The sequence below is a fragment of the Pararoseomonas baculiformis genome (assembly GCF_017813395.1).
GTDB classification, from domain to species: domain Bacteria; phylum Pseudomonadota; class Alphaproteobacteria; order Acetobacterales; family Acetobacteraceae; genus Roseomonas; species Roseomonas baculiformis.
In genome coordinates this window covers 176,890-193,302 of the sequence record NZ_JAGIZB010000006.1, presented here as the reverse complement: position 1 = coordinate 193,302, position 16,413 = coordinate 176,890, and the positions used below count along the sequence as shown (strand labels likewise).

The following is a 16,413-nucleotide window of genomic DNA, read 5'->3' as shown; positions in this document are numbered from 1 at the left end:
AGGTCTAGGCCCCGACCCGCTCGGCATTCGATCCGGCATTTGCTAGCAGGACTGTCCAGCAGGATGGACAATCCCGTGGACCTCAACGCGGTGCAGACCTTCGCCGAGGTGGTGCGCGCCGGCGGCTTCTCCGCCGCCGCCCGCCGCCTGGGCATCCCGCGCTCCACGGTCAGCCTCCGCGTCCAGGCACTGGAACGGGCGACCGGCACGCGGCTCCTCAAGCGCTCCACCCGCGCCGTCAGCCTCACCGAGGAAGGCCAGCGCCTCTACGAGGAAGCCTCCGGCGCGCTGGACACGCTCGCCCGCGCGCTCGGCGCCGTCCGCGCGGCGAAGGGGCCGCTGAAGGGCCTGATCCGCCTCACCGCCCCGGCGGATTTCCCCACCGCCGCCCTGGCCGGGGCCCTTGGCAGCTTCCGCGAAGCCCACCCCGCGATCCGGTTCGAGGTCGTGCTGACCAATGCCGTGCTCGACATGGTGGCCGAGCGGATCGACATCGCCCTTCGCATCGGCCTCGCCAACCCGCAGGACGCGGTGGCGCGCGGGGTCATGCGCTTCGCCTACGGCTTCTTCGCCAGCCCGGGCTACCTGGCCCGGCATGGGGAACCGGAGAGCCTTGAGAGGATTGCCGCCCTTATCCTTCCGCCCCCTGCCGTCCGACGGCACCTGGAACGGCTGGTGCTGGCCGGCCAGGCCCTGCCCCCGCCCGCCATGGAGGCGGACAGCTATCTCCTCATCCGCGACCTGATCCTGGCAGGGCATGGGGTGGGGCTGATGCCCGCCGGCCTCTGCGCCGGGGATCTCGCGGCGGGCCGCATGCGCCCCGTCCTCCCCGCCCTCACCCCCGGCGAGGTGCGGATGAGCCTCTCCTTCCCCACCCGCGCGGACATGACGGAGCGCGTGCGCGCCTTCGCGGACCACCTTGCCCGGCAGCTCGGCGGCCAGATGGGCTGATCGGTCCTGGCGGTGGCCTACGGCAGGGAGAAGGGATTCCGCCTCTCCCCTTCGGCCGTTCAGGCCCCTCCCCGCTCCGCCAGCATCAGCACGTTCGGCAGCGGCGTGCCCGCCCAGCAGGGCACCACGGTGCAGCGGAACCCCGCCGCCTCGAAGCGCGCCACCACCTGCGGCACGGGCATGGGGGCCACCGCCGTGCCCTCGCGGCTGATGGCGCGCCGCGCGCGTTCCATCACCATGCCCAGATTGCTTCGCCAGCCCAGATCGGGGTCGAAGAGCCGCATCACCACCCGCCGCCGCGCGGCCCGCGCCATGCGGTCCAGCACCTCCACCTGGCAGCCATCGGGCAGCTGGTAGAGCACATCCGCCATCAGCGCCGTGTCCACCTCCGGCAGTGCCGCCCGGGAGAGGTCAGCCTGTTCGAAGCGCGCCGGAAGCCCCTGCGCGGCCTCCCCGGCCTCCGCCACCTTCACCGCGTCGATATCCATGCCCGTGATGCGGGATGCCCCGCCCGAGAGCAGCAGCGCCAGCCCCAGCTGCCCGCGCCCGCAGCCGAGATCCAGCACATGGCCCAGCCCACCCACGCGTTGCGCATGGGCCAGGATCGCCGCCGTGGCAGGATCCCGCTTCAGCTTGGACGGCACGAAGCCCCGGGTGAAGCGCGAGGCCCCGGCATAGCGGCCCGCGACATCGGCGATCAACGCCTCGAGCCTGAGAGGAGTGAAAAGCGGACCGTCCGGCATGATTCCAGCATGCCGGGAAGGCAGCAGGCCGGCAATCAGTTCCGCCCCTTCCCCTTCCCTCCGCCGCCGGGCAGGCTGCCGGGCAAACCGGGAGAGAGCGCATGACCGAGGACGAGCTGATCCACGAGGTAAAGGAGGGCGGCATCCTGCTCACCACCCTCAACCGCCCGAAGGCGATGAACGCCTTCACCTTCGCCATGTATGAGGGGCTGGGCGCCAAGGCCGCCGAGATCGCCGGCGATCCCGCCATCAAGGCCTGGATCATCACGGGTGGCGGGGAGAAGGCCTTCGCCGCGGGCACCGATATCAGCCAGTTCACCAGCTTCACCACCGCCCAGCACGCGCTGGACTATGAGGAGCGGATCGGCCGCGTCCTCTCCGCCATCGAGGACTGCCCCAAGCCCACCATCGCCGCCATCAACGGCGCCTGCACCGGCGGCGGCGCGGGGGTGGCGGGGGTCTGCGACATCCGCATCGCCTCCGCCACCATGCGCTTCGGCGTGCCGATTGCGCGCACCCTGGGCAACACGCTTTCCCTGGGCAACTACGCCCGCTTCTCCGCCCTGCTGGGCCCTGCGCGCCTGCTGGAGCTGATCTACACGGCCCGGCTGGTGGAGGCGGAGGAGGCGAAGTCCCTCGGCCTCGTCACCGAGGTGCTGCCGGACCAGGCCGCGCTGCTGGCCCGCGCCGAGGCCCTGGCCCGCACCATCGCCGGCCACGCGCCCCTGACCCTGCGCGCGGCCAAGACCACGCTGAAGCGCCTGCGCGAGCATGCCATCCGGGGCGCCAATGCCGATGACATGGTGGCGCTGACCTTCACCAGCGCGGACTTCAAGGAAGGCGTCGCGGCCTTCCTGGAGAAGCGGAAGCCGGTCTGGCAGGGTCGCTGAAGCAGGGTCGCTAAAGCGGGGCCGCTGAACGCGAAAAGGGCCCCCGGCTTTCGCCGGGAGCCCCTTCGAGGCACAGGCCCGGAGGCCCGCGATCAGCGGCGCAGGCCGAGGCGCCCGATCAGGCTCTCGTAGCGCTGCTGGTTCTTGCGCTTCACATAGTCCAGCAGGCCGCGGCGCTGGCCGACGAGCACCAGCAGGCCACGCCGGGAGTGGAAGTCCTTCGGGTGGGCCTTCATGTGCTCGGTCAGGGCGACGATGCGCTCGGAGAGCAGGGCGACCTGCACTTCCGGCGAACCCGTGTCGCCCGGGGCGGTCGCGTATTCCTGGATGAGCGCGGCGCGGCGCTCAGGCGTGATCATCGACATCGGAATGTCCTAAGGAAAGGGGTTCAGCGGTCGCCGCGGGCGAGCCAGCGTTCGGGGCGGAGAAGCCCCTCCCCCAGGCGGCACAATCCCATCAGGCGCTCCCCCGACAACACGCGGACCAGGCCCCCATCGGGGCTGGCCGCCTGCGGAACCCGGCCCATGAACTCGACCAGGGAAAGCTCCTGGCCGAAGGAGAGCCGGGCGGCCTCGGCTTCGGTGACGGCCAGTGCCGGGATGTCGTCCAGCGCGGTCGTCACCGGCAGCAGAAGCGCCGGGGAAGGGGGCGGGGTATCCTCCGTAACGACCAGCCTGTCCAGCGGAATCGCGTTCTCCTCCCGGAAGGGGCCGACCCGCAGCCGGCGCAGGGCCGCGATATGCCCCACCGTCCCCGCCGCCCGCGCCAGGTCCCGCGCGAGGGAGCGCATGTACACGCCCTTGCCGGACTGCACGTGGAAGATGGCGGTGTCGTCGTCCACACGCTCCACCAGCTCGAACACATCCACCCGCGCCGGGCGGGGCTGCAGCTCCACCACCTGGCCTTCGCGCGCCAGGTCATAGGCGCGCTCGCCATTCACCTTGATCGCCGAGTAGATCGGCGGGATCTGCATGATGTCGCCGCGGAAGGCCGGCAGCGCCGCCTCCAGCTGCTCATTCGTGGGGCGGTGGTCGGAGGTGGCGATGGTCTTGCCGTCCGCATCGTCCGAATCCCGCTCGTCGCCCATCTTCAGCGTGAAGCGATAGACCTTCGTGCTGTCCATCACATAGGGCACGGCCTTGGTCGCCGCCCCGAAGGCGATCGGCAGGATGCCCGTGGCCAGCGGGTCCAGCGTGCCGCCATGGCCCACCTTCTGCGCCTGGAAGGCCCGCTTCAGCTTCGTGACGACATCGGTGGACCCCATGCCCGTGGGCTTGTCCACGATGAGCCAGCCATCGAGCGGCCGCCCCTTCGGCTTGCGGTTCTGCCGCCCCCGATGCCCGTTCTGCCCTGCCATGCGCGGCCTGCCTCTTATCGTCCTGGACCAGCGCGAACGCGGTCATCTCATTCTGGCCGGCCCGCTCGCGCAGGCCGGAAGGGCGCGCGTCTAGCACCAGGGGAGGCGCGGCAACCAGGGGGCATCGGCGCGGGCGAGGGTTGCCCTGGGCAGGCAGCGCCTCTCACTGCGGGTGCACGGGCGGCGCGCGGCGCCATCCCCGGGGCCGGCGCGCCTGTTCCCGCCGGAAGGTAAGGATGCCGGAGAGGATGATGACGGCGACGCCGAGGGCCATCATCGCGTCCAGGTGGTCGCCGAAGACGAGATAGCCGAAGCCGATGGCCCAGATCATCTGGCTGTACTGCGCCGGGGCGACGAGGCTGGCGGGGATCCGGGCGGAGGAGAGCATCACCAGGATGTTCGCCAGCGCCATGAACAGGCCATAGCCGAGCAACCACACCCATTGCATGGGCGTGGGCCAGGTGAAGCCGGGCAGCATCAGCAGGCCGGCGCCGATGGTGGGGCCGATGAGCCCTGCGCCATACAGGGACATGCGGGTCTCGCTCTGCCCGAAGGCGCGCAGCATCACCACGGTGACGGCACCGGAGAGGCCGCCCACCACGGCGCCGAGATGGCCGATATTCAGTTCGCGAAAGCCCGGCCGCAGCACGACCAGCACCCCGGCGAAGCCCATCAGCACCGCGCACCAGCGCCGCCAGCCCACCGGTTCCTTCAGGAAGATCACCGAAAGGATCGTCACGAAGGTCGGCATCAGGAAGAGCAGGGAGAAGGCCTCGGCCATCGAGAGATGGGTGAAGGCGGTCACGCTGCCGACGGCACCGGTGAGTGCGGCGCCGGCGTGGAGGAACCACATGGCGGGATTGCGGGCCCGGAAGGCATCCCGCATCCGCTCGCCCGGGCGGCGCAGGAAGGGCAGGGCCGCCACGCCGGAGAAGGCGCCGAAGAACACGGCCTCATAGGCGCTGAGGGAGCCGTGCAGCAGCTTCACCGAGGCGTCGCTGATGGCATAGGCGGAGTAGGCCAGGAAGGCGAGCAGGACGCCTTGGGCGGATCGGGTCATCAGGGCTCGGTTCAGGGCGGGGCAGGGGGCCTTCTACCAGCGCCTCCATCCGCTCCCCATGGCCCGATGGCGCTTTTTCGGCGCCCTCACGCCCTGCTGTCCGGCCAGGCCCTGGCCCGGCCATTGGACAAGCGGACGGGGCCGGGTTTGGAATGCGTCCCCATGACCGAATCCTGGCGCCTGACGGCGAGCGAGATCGCGGAGCACATCCGCAAGCGTGACCTCTCGGCCGAGGAGGTGGCGCGCGATGCGCTGGCCCGGCTGGAGGCGGCGAACCCGGCCATCAACGCCGTGGTGCAGTTCATGCCGGAGGAGGCGATGGCCGCCGCCCGCGCGGTGGATGCGGCGATCGCGCGCGGGGAGGATCCGGGGCCGCTGGCCGGCGTGCCCGTCACCACCAAGGTGAATGTGGACCAGAAGGGCTTCGCCACCACCAACGGGCTGCGGATCCAGAAGGACCTGGTCGCCAAGGCGGACAACCCCGTGGTGTCCAACCTGCGCAAGGCGGGGGCGGTGATCATCGGGCGCACCAACACGCCGGCCTTCTCGCTGCACTGGGTCACGCGCAATTCGCTGCACGGGCACACGCGCAACCCGCGCAATCCCGCGCTGACGCCGGGTGGTTCCTCCGGTGGCGCGGGGGCGGCGGTGGCCGCCGGGATCGGAGCGATCGGGCATGGCACGGATATCGGCGGCTCCGTCCGCTACCCTGCCTATGCCTGCGGCGTGCATGGGCTGCGGCCGACCATCGGGCGGGTGCCGGCCTGGAACCCTTCCTCGGCGGAACGGGCGATCGGGGCGCAGCTGATGGCGGTTTCCGGCCCGCTGGCGCGGAGCATCGCGGATATCCGCGTGGCGCTGCAGGCCATGGCGGCACCCGATGCGCGCGATCCCTGGTGGGTGCCCGCGCCGCTGGAAGGGCCGGCCTTCCCCAGGCGCGCCGCGCTCTGCGTGCGGCCGGAAGGGCTGGCGACCACGCCGGTGGTGGAGGAGGCGCTGCGTGCCGCCGGGCGCAAGCTGCAGGATGCCGGCTGGACCGTGGCCGAGACGCCCATCCCGAAGCTGCGCGAGCCCGCCCGGCTGCAGGCCATGCTCTGGCTGGCCGAGAGCCGGCGCGGGATGAAGAAGGCGCTGGTGGAGGAGAACGACCCCGACGCCAACTTCATCTTCGCGCAGATGGAGCGGCTCTGCCCCGAACCGGACATGAACGCCTTCCAGGACGCGCTGCAGGCCCGCGCCGGATACCTGCGGGAATGGAGCCTGTTCCTGGAGCGCTACCCCGTGGCCATCATGCCCGTCGCCTCCGAGCCGCCCTTCCCGGACCTGCAGGACCTGGAATCGCCCGAAGCCTTCGAACGGGTGATCGAATCCATCCTGCCGCAGGTGGGATTGCCGCTGATGAGCCTGCCCGGGCTGACCGTGACGACCGATCTCTCCGGCCCCGCGCCGCTGGGCGTGCAGCTCGTGGCCGGGCGCTACCGGGAGGACATCCTGCTGGAAGCCGGGGCGCTGCTGGAGACGACGATCACCGTGGCGGAGCCGGGCTGAAACCCGGTTTCCCCCATCGCCCCGGGGCGCCATAAGGCGCCCATGCAAGACGAAGGCGCCCTGGTCCTCTTCTCCGGCGGGCAGGATTCCACCACCTGCCTCGCCTGGGCGCTGGAGCGCTTCGGGCGGGTGGAGACGGTCGGCTTCGACTACGGCCAGCGGCACCGGATCGAGCTGGAATGCCGCGGCACCCTCCGCGACGGGTTGCGCGCGATGAAGCCCGGATGGGCGGCGCGGCTGGGCGAAGACCACACGATCGATCTCGCCTCCCTCGGCGCCATTTCGGACACCGCGCTGACGCGGGAGGTGGCGATCGAGATGGAGGAGGGCGGGCTGCCCAACACCTTCGTGCCCGGGCGGAACCTCATCTTCCTCACCTTCGCCGCCGCGCTCGCCTATCGCCGCGGGCTGCGCCACATCGTCGGCGGCATGTGCGAGACGGATTATTCCGGCTACCCGGATTGCCGGGACGACACGATCAAGGTGCTGCAGGTGGCGCTCAACCTGGGCATGGAGCGCCGCTTCATCCTGCATACGCCGCTGATGTGGATCGACAAGGCCGAGACCTGGCGCCTTTCCCGGCGCCTGGGCGGCGACGCGCTGGTGCGGCTGGTCGTGGAGGACACCCATACCTGCTACCGCGGGGAACGCGGGCCGATGCACCCCTGGGGCCATGGCTGCGGCACCTGCCCGGCCTGCGAGCTGCGGGCGGCGGGATGGCAGGGGTTCGTGGAAGGGTAAGGCCGGGGGGAGCGCTGCTTCCCCCAGCTCCCTTCGCAGGAGGCCTGCGGCTGCCTGTCACAGGATGGGACAGGCTGCGCCCAATCAGCGCCGGCGCCGCAGATCCCCGAGGTTGAGCGCGCCCAGCAGATGCGCCAGCCCGAAATAGGTGGCGAGCCCGGCGACGACATAGATACCCAGCACGACCAGCCGCGCGGTGGAGCCGACAGGGTCCGGCATCACCAGGCGCAGGGCAATCAACACCGCGGTCATCGCCAGGGTCGCGAAGAGCAGGCGGGGCAGGCGGCGGCGCAGGCGGCGATCCGGGCGCCACTGGTTGCGGCGGCGCAGGATCCAGGCCAGGGCGATGACGTTCACCCAGGCCGAGAGGCCGGTGGCGAGCGCGATGCCGACATGGGCGATGTAGCGCGTGAGAATGAGGTTAAGCGCAAGGTTCAGCGCCACGATCGCGATGCTGACCTTCACGGGGGTGGCCGTGTCCCCGCGCGCGAAAAAGCCGGGAACATAGGCCTTCACCAGGACGAAGGCGGGCAGGCCCAGGGCATAGACGGTGAGGGCGGCGGAGGTGGCGGCCGCTTCCAGTTCCCCAAAGGCACCGCGCATGAAAAGGGCGGAGATGATGGGCCAGGCGAGCACGGCCTGTGCGGCGGCGGCGGGCAGGGCGAGGGCGAAGGAGAGTTCCAGCGCCCGGTTCATGGTGCGGTGGGCCGCCAGCGGCTTGCCCCCGCGCAGCTGCTTCACCAGCAGCGGCAGCATGGCCGTGCCGATGGCGGCGCCGATGACGCCGAGCGGAAGCTGGCCGATGCGGTCCGCGTAATACAGGTAGGAAACGGCGCCCGCGGGCAGCAGCGAGGCGATGATGACATCCACCGCCAGGTTCAGCTGCGTCACCCCCGCCCCGACCAGCCCGGGGCCCATGCGGCGCAGCACCAGCCGCACCGCGGGCGTGATGCGGGGGCGGGAGACGATGCGCAGCGGCATGCCGGCGCGGGCGGCCGCGACCCAGACGAGAAGCAACTGCGCCACGCCCGAGACGGTGATGCCCCAGGCCAGCGCATGGCCCGGCGTGGCGACGAAGGGCGTGAGCGCGAAGAGCGCGGCCATGGAGAGAAGGTTGAACAGCACCGGCGCGCCGGCGGCGGCGGCGAAGCGGTCCAGCCCGTTCAGCACGCCGGAGATGAGCGCGGTGAGGCAGATGAAGACGAGATAGGGAAAGGTGATCCGCGTCATCTCGACGGCGAGTCCGAAGCGGATGGGTTCGTCGGTGAAGCCGGGCGCCAGCACGTGCAGCACCTGCGGCATGAAGATCATGCCGAGCGTGGCGAGCAGCGTCAGCCACAGCGTCATCAGCGTGGACATGCGCTCGGCCAGGGCGCGCGCCTGTTCGTGGCCGCTGAGGGTGAGGGTGGACGCGAAGGCGGGGACGAAGGCGGCGTTGAACGCGCCTTCGCCGAAGAGCCGCCGGAACAGGTTGGGCAGCTTGAGCGCGATGAAGAAGGCATCGGCGATCGGGCCGGCGCCGAGGCTGGCCGCGATCAGCATGTCGCGCAGGAAGCCGAGGAGGCGGCTGGCCATGGTCCAGCCGCCGACCGTGAGGATGCCCTTCAGCACGGGATCAGCGGCTCAGCGCGGCGGCAGGAAGCCGACCAGCTCCTCGGCCTTCGCGACGATCGGCTCCGCGATGGCGCGGGCGCGGTCGGCGCCGCGGCGGAGCAGGGCGTCCACCGCGCCGGGATCGGCCAGCAGGCGCTGCGCCTCGGAGGCGATGGGGGAGAGATGCGCCACCAGCGCCTCCGCCAGCACGCCCTTGAAGGTGCCGAAGCCCTGGCCGCCATGCTGGCGCAGCACATCCTCGGGCGTGGTGCCGGTGATGGCGGCGAGGATGCCGACAAGGTTCCGCGCCTCCGGCCGGCCTTCCAGCCCCTGCATCTCGGAGGGCAGGGGCTCCGGGTCCGTCTTCGCGCGGCGGATCTTCAGGGCGATGGTGTCGGCATCGTCGCTCAGGTTGATGCGCGACTGGTCGGAGGGGTCCGACTTGCTCATCTTCTTCGTGCCGTCGCGCAGCGACATCACGCGGGCGGCGACGCCCATGATGTGCGGATCGATATGCGGGAAGAAATCCACGCCGTAGTCGTGGTTGAACTTCTCGGCGATGTCGTTCGCCAGCTCCAGGTGCTGCTTCTGGTCCTCGCCCACCGGCACGCGCGTGGCGTGATAGGCGTGGATGTCGGCCGCCATGAGGTTCGGATAGACATAGAGCCCGCTGCCCGCGTTCTCGCGGTCCTTGCCGGCCTTGTCCTTGAACTGCGTCATGCGGTTCAGCCAGCCGATGCGGGCCACGCAGTTGAAGATCCAGGCCAGCCGCGTGTGGGCATGCACATGGGACTGCACGAAGAGGATGCAGCGGTCCGGGTCCAGGCCGCAGGCGATCAGGGCCGCGGCCATGTCCCGCGTCTGCCGTGCCAGCTCCTTCGGGTCCTGCCACACGGTGATGGCGTGCTGGTCCACCACGCAGAAGATGCTCTCATGCGTGTCCTGCATCGGCACCCAGTTGCGGATGGCGCCCAGGTAGTTGCCGAGGGTGGGGACGCCCGAGGGCTGGATGCCCGAGAAGACGCGCTGCATGGAGATGGGCTCCTGGCCCGCCGGCGGTTGGAGCGCCGGGGGCTTCGTGGTGACGGGGCATGGGGTGTCCCGCCACGGGCAGGCCGCGTCAAGGCGCGACGCCGCTCAGGCGGCGATCCTGTCACGGGCCGCGAGGGTGGCGAGAAGGCCTCGGCGGTCCACCGGCTTCATCACATGCCCGTCCATCCCGGCATTCAGGCAGGCGGCCACCTGTTCCGGCATGGCGCCGGCCGTCACGGCGAGGATGCGCAGGCGGCTTGCGGGGCCGGGCAGGGCGCGGATCCGCCGGGTGGCCTCCATGCCGTCCATTCCCGGCATCATCGCGTCCATCAGCACCACGTCGGGCAGCGGGCCGGGGCCGCCCAGGGCATCCAGGGCGGCCTGGCCGTCCCTGGCCTCCGTCACCTGATAGCCCGCCGGTTCCAGCATGGCGCGGAGGACCAGGCGGTTCACCGTCACGTCGTCCACCACCAGCACGCGCCGGCCCGGCGCGGCGGGCGCGGGCGCGGGCGCATCGGGCGGGGCGGGCAGGGGCGCCGCCTCGGCCTCGGGGAGGGGGAGCCAGACTTCGAAGATGCTGCCCTTGCCCTCGGGCGGGATGCCGAAGCGGATGGTGCCGCCCATGGCGCTGGCCAGTCCCGATGAGATGGCCAGGCCCAGCCCCGTGCCGTCGCCCTTCGCCGCTTCCCTGGTGGAGCGGGAATAGGTCTGGAAGAGCCGGTCGCGGAACTCCTCCGGCACGCCCGGGCCGTCATCCTTCACGGTCAGCAGCAGCCCGCCCTCCTCCGCGCGCCGGACGGAAAGAAGGACATCGCCCCCGGCGGGGGTGAACTTCACGGCGTTGTTCAGCAGGTTGTGCAGGATCTGCCGCACCCGCAGCGGATCGCAGAGCACGGAGGCGGGCAGGCCGGGTGCGGGCGCGATGCGGAGCGCGACGCCCTTCGCCTCCGCCCCCGCGCGGGCCAGGCCGGCCACATCCTCCAGCAGCGGCTTCAGCCAGGTGGGCACCGGTACCAGTTCCAGCCGCCCGGCCTCGATGGCGGAAAGGTCCAGCACGTCGTTCAGCAGGGCGTTCAGGTGGCGCCCGGCGCGTTCCAGCATGGCCGCGCGCCCGCGCTGCTCCTCGGGGAGGGCGGGATCCTGCGCCAGGGCCTGGGCCAGGCCGAGCACGCCGTTCAGCGGGGTGCGCAGCTCATGGCTCATATGGGCCAGGAAGCGGGTCTTCTCGGCGCTGGCGCGGTCGGCCGTGTCGCGCGCTTCCCGCAGGGCCGTGTTCGCCTCCCGCTCCTCCTTCTCCCGCTGCAGCGCCACCACGCCGAGCGCGGCGCTCCCGGCCAGGGCGGTGCCGAGGACGACGAGCAGGTCCAGCAGGACGGAGGTCGGATGGCCCATGGGCGAGGCGCCGACGGGCTGCAGCAGCAGCACGGGGATGCGCAGCAGGTAGCAGGCCGCGTTGGTGAGGAGGATACCGATGAGAAGGCGCTGCGACCGCAGGGTGTTCCCGGCGCCGCGTGGCCGGAACTCCCAGGAGGCCGCCACATAGTAGCCGGCGGCGACAAAGCCCATCAGCAGGACGCGCGCGGCGAGGCTCTCATAGAAGGCGGGGATCTGGCAGGCCGCCATCCAGGCGGTGCAGCCGGCGAGGATCGGGGCAAGACCGGCCCTTGCCCCGCGGAACTGGCGTGCCCCTGCCCAGACCAGCCCGTAGCTGACGGCCAGCAGCGCATTGCCGAGCTGGACCGAGGCGAAGGCGGGAATGGTCCCGCGCAGCGCCAGGAGCAGCAGCGCGAGGGCGCCGAGGCAATGGGCGACACCCCAGCTGGCGATGGCGGGCTGGCGGCGGTCCTGCCGGCCGAGCAGCAGGAGGATGACACCGCAGGTGAGAGCCAGGGCGAAGCTGAGAACGAAGGCTGTGGGAGGATGCAGCAACCCTCTGGCCTCTCAAAAACGTGATCTTTACAGGTTAGGCGAGGGCCGGGTCGCAACCAAGAGTTTTGTTCGCTTGCCCGAGGTTCCACCATGGCTGGCCGGAGGCGGTTCCTTATCGCCCATCCGGCACGCGGCATCGGGCACGAGACATCGGCGCTTCCTCTCCCCGGATTATCCGGTGGCGGCAACCAGGAAAGTGCGCGATGCGCGGCGATCAGGCCCGGGCGTGCTCGCGGCGGGCAAGGGCGGCAAGCAGGACCTGCCGGTCCACGGGCTTCACGAGGTGCCCGTTCATGCCTGCCTCCAGGCAGGCGGCGATCTGCTCGGGCATGGCGCCCGCGGTCACCGCCAGGATCCGCAGGCGGGATGCGGGGCCCGGCAGGGCACGGATGCGGCGGGTGGCCTCCAGCCCGTCCATCCCGGGCATGAGGACATCCATCAGCACCGCATCCGGCAGGCTGGGGGCGCCCGTGAGGATACCGAGGGCGGCCTGCCCGTCCTCCGCCTCGGTGACGCGGTGGCCCGCGCCCTGGAGCAGGCCGCGCAGGACCAGGCGGTTCACCGCGACATCATCGACCACCAGGACCTGCAGACTGGCGGAGCCCGGGGCCGGGGCCTCGGCGGGGGAGGCCGGCGGCTCGGCATCGGGCAGGGGCAGCCACACCTCGAAGATGCTGCCCCTGCCATCGGGCGGGGTGCCGAAGCGGATCGAGCCGTCCATGGCCTGCGCCAGCCCGGCCGAAATGGCCAGGCCGAGCCCCGTGCCTTCGCTCCTCCCGGCCACCTGGCTGGCCCGCGCATAGTCCTGGAAGAGCCGGTAATGGAAATCCCTGGGGATGCCGGGGCCGTCATCCCGCACCGAGAGCACCAGGCCGCCCGCATCACGCCGGTGGACGGAGAACACCACCTGTCCGCCCGGCGGGGTGAACTTCACCGCGTTGTTGAGGAGGTTGTGGAGGATCTGGCGCACCCGCAGCGCATCGCAGAGCACGCCCGCGGGCAGGTCCCGCGCGGGCTCGAAGAACAGCCGTACCCTCTTGGCCTCCGCCGCGGCCCGGGAGAGGCCGACCACGTCCTCCATCAGGGGAACCAGCGCCGTGGGGGTGGCCAGGAGCCTCAGCCGCCCGGCCTCGATGCTGGAGAGGTCCAGCACGTCGTTCAGCAGGGCGTTCAGGTGGCGCCCGGTGCGCTCCAGCATGGCCGCGTGCTCCCGCTGAAGGGGGGGCAGGGCCGGGTCCTCCTTCAGGATCTGCGCGAAGCCGAGCACGCCATTCAGCGGGGTGCGCAGCTCATGGCTCATATGGGCCAGGAAACGGCTTTTCTCGGCGCTGGCGCGGTCGGCCGCGTCGCGCGCCTCCCGCAGGGCGGCGTTCGCCTCCCGCTCCTCCATCTCCCGTTGCAGGGCCACCAGGCCCAGCACGAGGCTGCCGCCGGCCGCGATCCCGACCAGCAGGAAGGCATCGACGAAGGGGCTCACCGGCAGATCCATCGGGGATGGCTGGAGAGGCCGCAGCAGCAGGCCCGGGATCCGCAGCAGGTAGGCGGCCGCATTCGCGAGCAGGATCCCGATGATCAGGCGGCGTGAGCGCAGGGCCTTGCAGGGGCCATCCCGGTGGAATTCCCATGCCGCCGCGAGGTGGTACACGGCCGCGATCATCCCGAGCGCCAGGATCCGCGCCGACAGGCTTTCGGAGAAGGCGGGGAACTGGCAGGCGGCCAGCCAGCCCAGTATGCCCGCGAGGGTAGGGAGCACCCGCGCCTGGCCGCCGCCGAACTGGCGCGCCCCTGCCCAGATCAGCCCATAGGCGAGGGCCATGCCCGCATTGGCGAGCTGGACGGCTACGATGTCCGGAACCATGCCGCGCATCGGCATGAGGGCGAGCGAGACGGCAGCGATGAAATGCGCCGCGCTCCAGCTGACCATGGCGAGCTGCCGGCGGTGCTGAAGCCAGAGATAGAGGAGGATGGAGCCGTAGGTGGCGGCCAGGGTCGAGGCGATCACCAGGACGGTTGGGACGTGAAGCAAGCCGGCCAACCCTTTTGCAGCGCCGTTGCGGCAAGCTAGGCGAGCCGCTTCCTGCAACCAAGACGCTGCATTCGTTCCGCTCGGCACAACTTACGCGGGGCGAAACGCCATGGCGCCTCAGGCCGGCTCCCATCCCGGCGGCGCCATCTCGAAGCCTTCAAATCGGAAGGCGGGGCTGACGGTGCAGCCCACCAGCGTCCAGCCGCCCAGGCTTTCCGCCGCCTGCCATCGCCCCTTCGGCACCATCGCGAAGAGAGCCTCCCCGGCGGCATGGTCAGGGCCAAGCCGGACGAGGGAGGGGGGGCCGCCATCCGAGATTCGCAGGAGCAGGGGTGCGCCCGCATGCCAGTGCCAGCCCTCGGCCGCATCCACCCGGTGCCAGTGGCTCCGCTCCCCGGCCGCGAGCAGGAAGAGGATGGCGGTGCCGGCACCCCGGCCACCGCCATCCGGCGCGTCTCGCCAGGTCTCCCGGTAATGCCCGCCCTCGGGGTGCGGGCGCAGGTCCAGGGCCGCGATGATGGCGGCCGGATCCAGCCCGGGATCGCGCAGGTTCATGCCGGGGCGCTGCGGGCCAGGGCAGGGTGGGACTCCACCGAGGCCAGCCAGCCGGCCAGGCGCGGGAAGCGCTCACGCCAGGGCTCGGCGGGGAAGCGGAAGTCGAGATAGCCGAGGGCGCAGGCCACCGCGATGGCCCCCACATCGGTAAGGCCCTGCGGCGGGTCCGCCTCCAGCCGCGCCAGCCCGCGCTCCACCGCCGCCTTCTGGCGGGCATCGAAGGCCTGGCGGCCTTCGTCCTGCGGCAGGGCGATCTGCATGCGGCGGGCGACGGCGGCATCCATGATGCCATCGGCCAGGGCCTGCATGATGCCGGCGCGAAGCCGGGCCGGGCCGGAGGCCGGCATCAGTGACGGCGCGGCGCCCAGCGTGTCCAGGTAATCGCAGATCACCGGGCTGTCGAAGACAGCGGTGCCGTCCTTTAGGACGAGGACGGGAATTTTGCCGAGGGGATTGAGCCCGGGCAGCTCCGCGCTGGCCTGGGTGCTGGTGGGAACCAGCTCGATCCCGCCATCCACGCCCCGCGCGATGGCGCAGGCATAGGCCTTCCGGGCAAAGGGGCTGGCGGGGGAGGTGAGAAGGCGCATCGGGCGTTCCTGTGGCGAATCGAGCTTGGCTTATAGCGCTTCCAGGAGGGCGCCGCCCGCGCGCCATCCGGGCGAGGTTGCGCCCGGCGCGCCCGCGCCCGGGCATGGCGGATCAGGACCGAGGCCTGGCTCCAGCGGCCGCCGCTCTCCCCGTCAGCGTCCCGCGACCGCCCGGAACCCGGCCTCCGCCGCCTCCAGGGCCTGATCGATATCGGCCTCGGCATGGGCGCAGGAGAGGAACATGTTGTGGCGCGGATGGAAGTAGGCGCCGTGCCTCAGCGCGGTGGCGCAGAAGGTGTCGCCCATGCGCCAGTCCGGGTCGTTGTCGAAGATCATCAGCGGCATCTGCGCCGGGCCGGTCTGGCGAATGGGAAGGCCGTATTGGCGCGACAGGGCATCGAGCCCGTTGCGGAGGCGCTCGCCCATGGCGCGCATCCGGGCGGGGCCGTCGATCCGGCGGAGCTCGTTGATGGTAGCCACGGCGGCGGCCATGGGCACGGCGCCGCACCAGAAGGAGCCGGTGGTGTAGACCTGGGTGGCGGCCTGGCGGAAGCGCTCGCGCCCCGTGACGGCGGCGAGCGGGTGGCCGTTGGCAATGGCCTTCGAGAAGGCGGAAAGGTCGGGGCGTATGCCCAGGGGTTCCCAGGAGCCGCCGAGATCGATGCGGAAGCCGGCGCGCACGTCATCGATGATGAGGGCAGCGCCGGTGGCGTCGCAGAGCGCGCGGAGATGGCGCGCGAATTCGGCGGTGGGCATCTCCTGGTGGCGGCCGAAGTCATGGCGGAAGGCGGTGACGATGACGGCGGCGAGGTCGCCCTTCGCCTGGTCGGCAGCGGCTTCCAGGCTGGCGATGTCGTTGTAGTCGTAGGTGAGGAGATGGGCGCGGTCCTCCGCCGTGACGCCGGCGAGGGACGGGGAGCACCAGGGGACGGCACCGTGATAGGAGCCGCGGGCGACGAGGACCTTGCGGCGCCCGGTCTCGGCCCGCGCGATCGTGACGCAGGCGGTGGTGGCGTCCGTGCCGTTCTTGGCGAGGAGCGCCCAATCCGCGTGCGGGATGGTGTCCACCAGGAGTTCGGCGAGCTCGACCAGCACGGGGGCTGGGCCGTTCATGCAGTCACCCTGATCGGCCTGGCGGCGGGCGGCGGCCTCCACCACGGGGTGGCGGTGGCCGAGCACCACCGGGCCCCAGGAGCACATGAAGTCGATGTATTCGCGGCCATTGGCGTCGCGCAGGCGGCAGCCCTCGGCCGAGGTGAAGTATTGCGGGTAGCCCTCGGGCAGCTTGGCGGCGTTCAGATGGCCCCAGAGGCCGCCGGGGATCACCGCCTGGGCACGGGCGCGCAGGGCGGCGTCCGGTGGCGTGGTGCTGGTCTTCTCAGGGAGGAGGGCCTGCGACAT

Annotated in this window: 15 protein-coding genes; 4 read left to right on the top strand and 11 right to left on the bottom strand. The window is 71.4% G+C overall.

Annotated features, from left to right (window positions below; genetic code table 11):
- Window positions 1-63 precede the first annotated feature (63 nt).
- The gene (locus J8J14_RS08290) at window positions 64-951 is read left to right on the top strand and encodes a LysR family transcriptional regulator (protein WP_209379004.1); all 888 of its coding nucleotides are present in this window, start codon (window positions 64-66) and stop codon (window positions 949-951) included.
- Window positions 952-1,010: 59 nt separating this feature from the next.
- Here J8J14_RS08290 and J8J14_RS08285 read toward each other — a convergent pair whose 3' ends face one another.
- A complete protein-coding gene (locus J8J14_RS08285) occupies window positions 1,011-1,694 on the bottom strand; it encodes a methyltransferase domain-containing protein (protein WP_209379003.1) in 684 nt (227 codons plus the stop codon).
- A 101-nt stretch (window positions 1,695-1,795) separates the two neighbouring features.
- Here J8J14_RS08285 and J8J14_RS08280 point away from each other — a divergent pair, with 101 nt between their 5' ends.
- On the top strand, window positions 1,796-2,584 hold the full coding sequence (locus J8J14_RS08280; protein ID WP_209379002.1) for an enoyl-CoA hydratase: 789 nt from the start codon (window positions 1,796-1,798) through the stop codon (window positions 2,582-2,584).
- A 92-nt stretch (window positions 2,585-2,676) separates the two neighbouring features.
- Here the strand turns inward: J8J14_RS08280 and rpsO are convergent, their stop codons facing one another.
- The 3 genes from rpsO to J8J14_RS08265 all read right to left on the bottom strand — a co-directional run bounded on the left by rpsO (window position 2,677) and on the right by J8J14_RS08265 (window position 5,001).
- On the bottom strand, window positions 2,677-2,943 hold the full coding sequence (rpsO, locus tag J8J14_RS08275) for a 30S ribosomal protein S15 (protein WP_245215582.1): 267 nt from the start codon (window positions 2,941-2,943) through the stop codon (window positions 2,677-2,679).
- A gap of 29 nt (window positions 2,944-2,972) precedes the next feature.
- Window positions 2,973-3,941: a tRNA pseudouridine(55) synthase TruB gene (gene truB / locus J8J14_RS08270; RefSeq protein WP_209379000.1), complete on the bottom strand. Its 969-nt coding sequence runs from the start codon at window positions 3,939-3,941 to the stop codon at window positions 2,973-2,975.
- 163 nt (window positions 3,942-4,104) lie between these two features.
- Window positions 4,105-5,001 (bottom strand): DMT family transporter, encoded by an 897-nt coding sequence (locus J8J14_RS08265; protein ID WP_209378999.1) that lies wholly within the window; start codon window positions 4,999-5,001, stop codon window positions 4,105-4,107.
- A 162-nt stretch (window positions 5,002-5,163) separates the two neighbouring features.
- Here J8J14_RS08265 and J8J14_RS08260 point away from each other — a divergent pair, with 162 nt between their 5' ends.
- Together J8J14_RS08260 and queC are read left to right on the top strand one after the other, a co-directional pair.
- Complete coding sequence (locus tag J8J14_RS08260; RefSeq protein WP_209378998.1) at window positions 5,164-6,549, top strand: amidase family protein; 1,386 nt, start codon at window positions 5,164-5,166, stop codon at window positions 6,547-6,549.
- Between the two features lie 42 nt (window positions 6,550-6,591).
- Window positions 6,592-7,290 carry a 7-cyano-7-deazaguanine synthase QueC gene (gene queC / locus J8J14_RS08255; RefSeq protein WP_209378997.1) on the top strand — a complete coding sequence of 233 codons (699 nt, stop codon included), beginning with the start codon at window positions 6,592-6,594 and terminating at the stop codon, window positions 7,288-7,290.
- A gap of 84 nt (window positions 7,291-7,374) precedes the next feature.
- Here queC and murJ read toward each other — a convergent pair whose 3' ends face one another.
- The 7 genes from murJ to J8J14_RS08220 form a co-directional block, all read right to left on the bottom strand.
- On the bottom strand, window positions 7,375-8,901 hold the full coding sequence (murJ, locus tag J8J14_RS08250; protein ID WP_209378996.1) for a murein biosynthesis integral membrane protein MurJ: 1,527 nt from the start codon (window positions 8,899-8,901) through the stop codon (window positions 7,375-7,377).
- Between the two features lie 12 nt (window positions 8,902-8,913).
- Window positions 8,914-9,915 (bottom strand): tryptophan--tRNA ligase, encoded by a 1,002-nt coding sequence (gene trpS / locus J8J14_RS08245; RefSeq protein WP_209378995.1) that lies wholly within the window; start codon window positions 9,913-9,915, stop codon window positions 8,914-8,916.
- A gap of 105 nt (window positions 9,916-10,020) precedes the next feature.
- Complete coding sequence (locus tag J8J14_RS08240; RefSeq protein WP_209378994.1) at window positions 10,021-11,844, bottom strand: ATP-binding protein; 1,824 nt, start codon at window positions 11,842-11,844, stop codon at window positions 10,021-10,023.
- 214 nt (window positions 11,845-12,058) lie between these two features.
- On the bottom strand, window positions 12,059-13,870 hold the full coding sequence (locus tag J8J14_RS08235) for a hybrid sensor histidine kinase/response regulator (RefSeq protein WP_209378993.1): 1,812 nt from the start codon (window positions 13,868-13,870) through the stop codon (window positions 12,059-12,061).
- A 117-nt stretch (window positions 13,871-13,987) separates the two neighbouring features.
- Window positions 13,988-14,425: a cupin domain-containing protein gene (locus J8J14_RS08230; RefSeq protein WP_209378992.1), complete on the bottom strand. Its 438-nt coding sequence runs from the start codon at window positions 14,423-14,425 to the stop codon at window positions 13,988-13,990.
- Complete coding sequence (locus J8J14_RS25400; RefSeq protein WP_209378991.1) at window positions 14,422-15,012, bottom strand: glutathione S-transferase N-terminal domain-containing protein; 591 nt, start codon at window positions 15,010-15,012, stop codon at window positions 14,422-14,424. The genes J8J14_RS08230 and J8J14_RS25400 overlap by 4 nt, the downstream gene beginning before the upstream one ends.
- A 153-nt stretch (window positions 15,013-15,165) precedes the next feature.
- Window positions 15,166-16,413 (bottom strand): aminotransferase class III-fold pyridoxal phosphate-dependent enzyme, encoded by a 1,248-nt coding sequence (locus tag J8J14_RS08220; protein ID WP_209378990.1) that lies wholly within the window; start codon window positions 16,411-16,413, stop codon window positions 15,166-15,168.

Bases quoted from the DNA above. Each gene is read 5' to 3' on its own strand.
- J8J14_RS08290 (WP_209379004.1), top strand. From the start codon at position 64: ATGGACAATCCCGTGGACCTCAACGCGGTGCAGACCTTCGCCGAGGTG.
- J8J14_RS08285 (WP_209379003.1), bottom strand. From the start codon at position 1,694: ATGCCGGACGGTCCGCTTTTCACTCCTCTCAGGCTCGAGGCGTTGATC.
- J8J14_RS08280 (WP_209379002.1), top strand. From the start codon at position 1,796: ATGACCGAGGACGAGCTGATCCACGAGGTAAAGGAGGGCGGCATCCTG.
- rpsO (WP_245215582.1), bottom strand. From the start codon at position 2,943: ATGATCACGCCTGAGCGCCGCGCCGCGCTCATCCAGGAATACGCGACC.
- truB (WP_209379000.1), bottom strand. From the start codon at position 3,941: ATGGCAGGGCAGAACGGGCATCGGGGGCGGCAGAACCGCAAGCCGAAG.
- J8J14_RS08265 (WP_209378999.1), bottom strand. From the start codon at position 5,001: ATGACCCGATCCGCCCAAGGCGTCCTGCTCGCCTTCCTGGCCTACTCC.
- J8J14_RS08260 (WP_209378998.1), top strand. From the start codon at position 5,164: ATGACCGAATCCTGGCGCCTGACGGCGAGCGAGATCGCGGAGCACATC.
- queC (WP_209378997.1), top strand. From the start codon at position 6,592: ATGCAAGACGAAGGCGCCCTGGTCCTCTTCTCCGGCGGGCAGGATTCC.
- trpS (WP_209378995.1), bottom strand. From the start codon at position 9,915: ATGCAGCGCGTCTTCTCGGGCATCCAGCCCTCGGGCGTCCCCACCCTC.
- J8J14_RS08230 (WP_209378992.1), bottom strand. From the start codon at position 14,425: ATGAACCTGCGCGATCCCGGGCTGGATCCGGCCGCCATCATCGCGGCC.
- J8J14_RS25400 (WP_209378991.1), bottom strand. From the start codon at position 15,012: ATGCGCCTTCTCACCTCCCCCGCCAGCCCCTTTGCCCGGAAGGCCTAT.
- J8J14_RS08220 (WP_209378990.1), bottom strand. From the start codon at position 16,413: ATGTCGCAGGCCCTCCTCCCTGAGAAGACCAGCACCACGCCACCGGAC.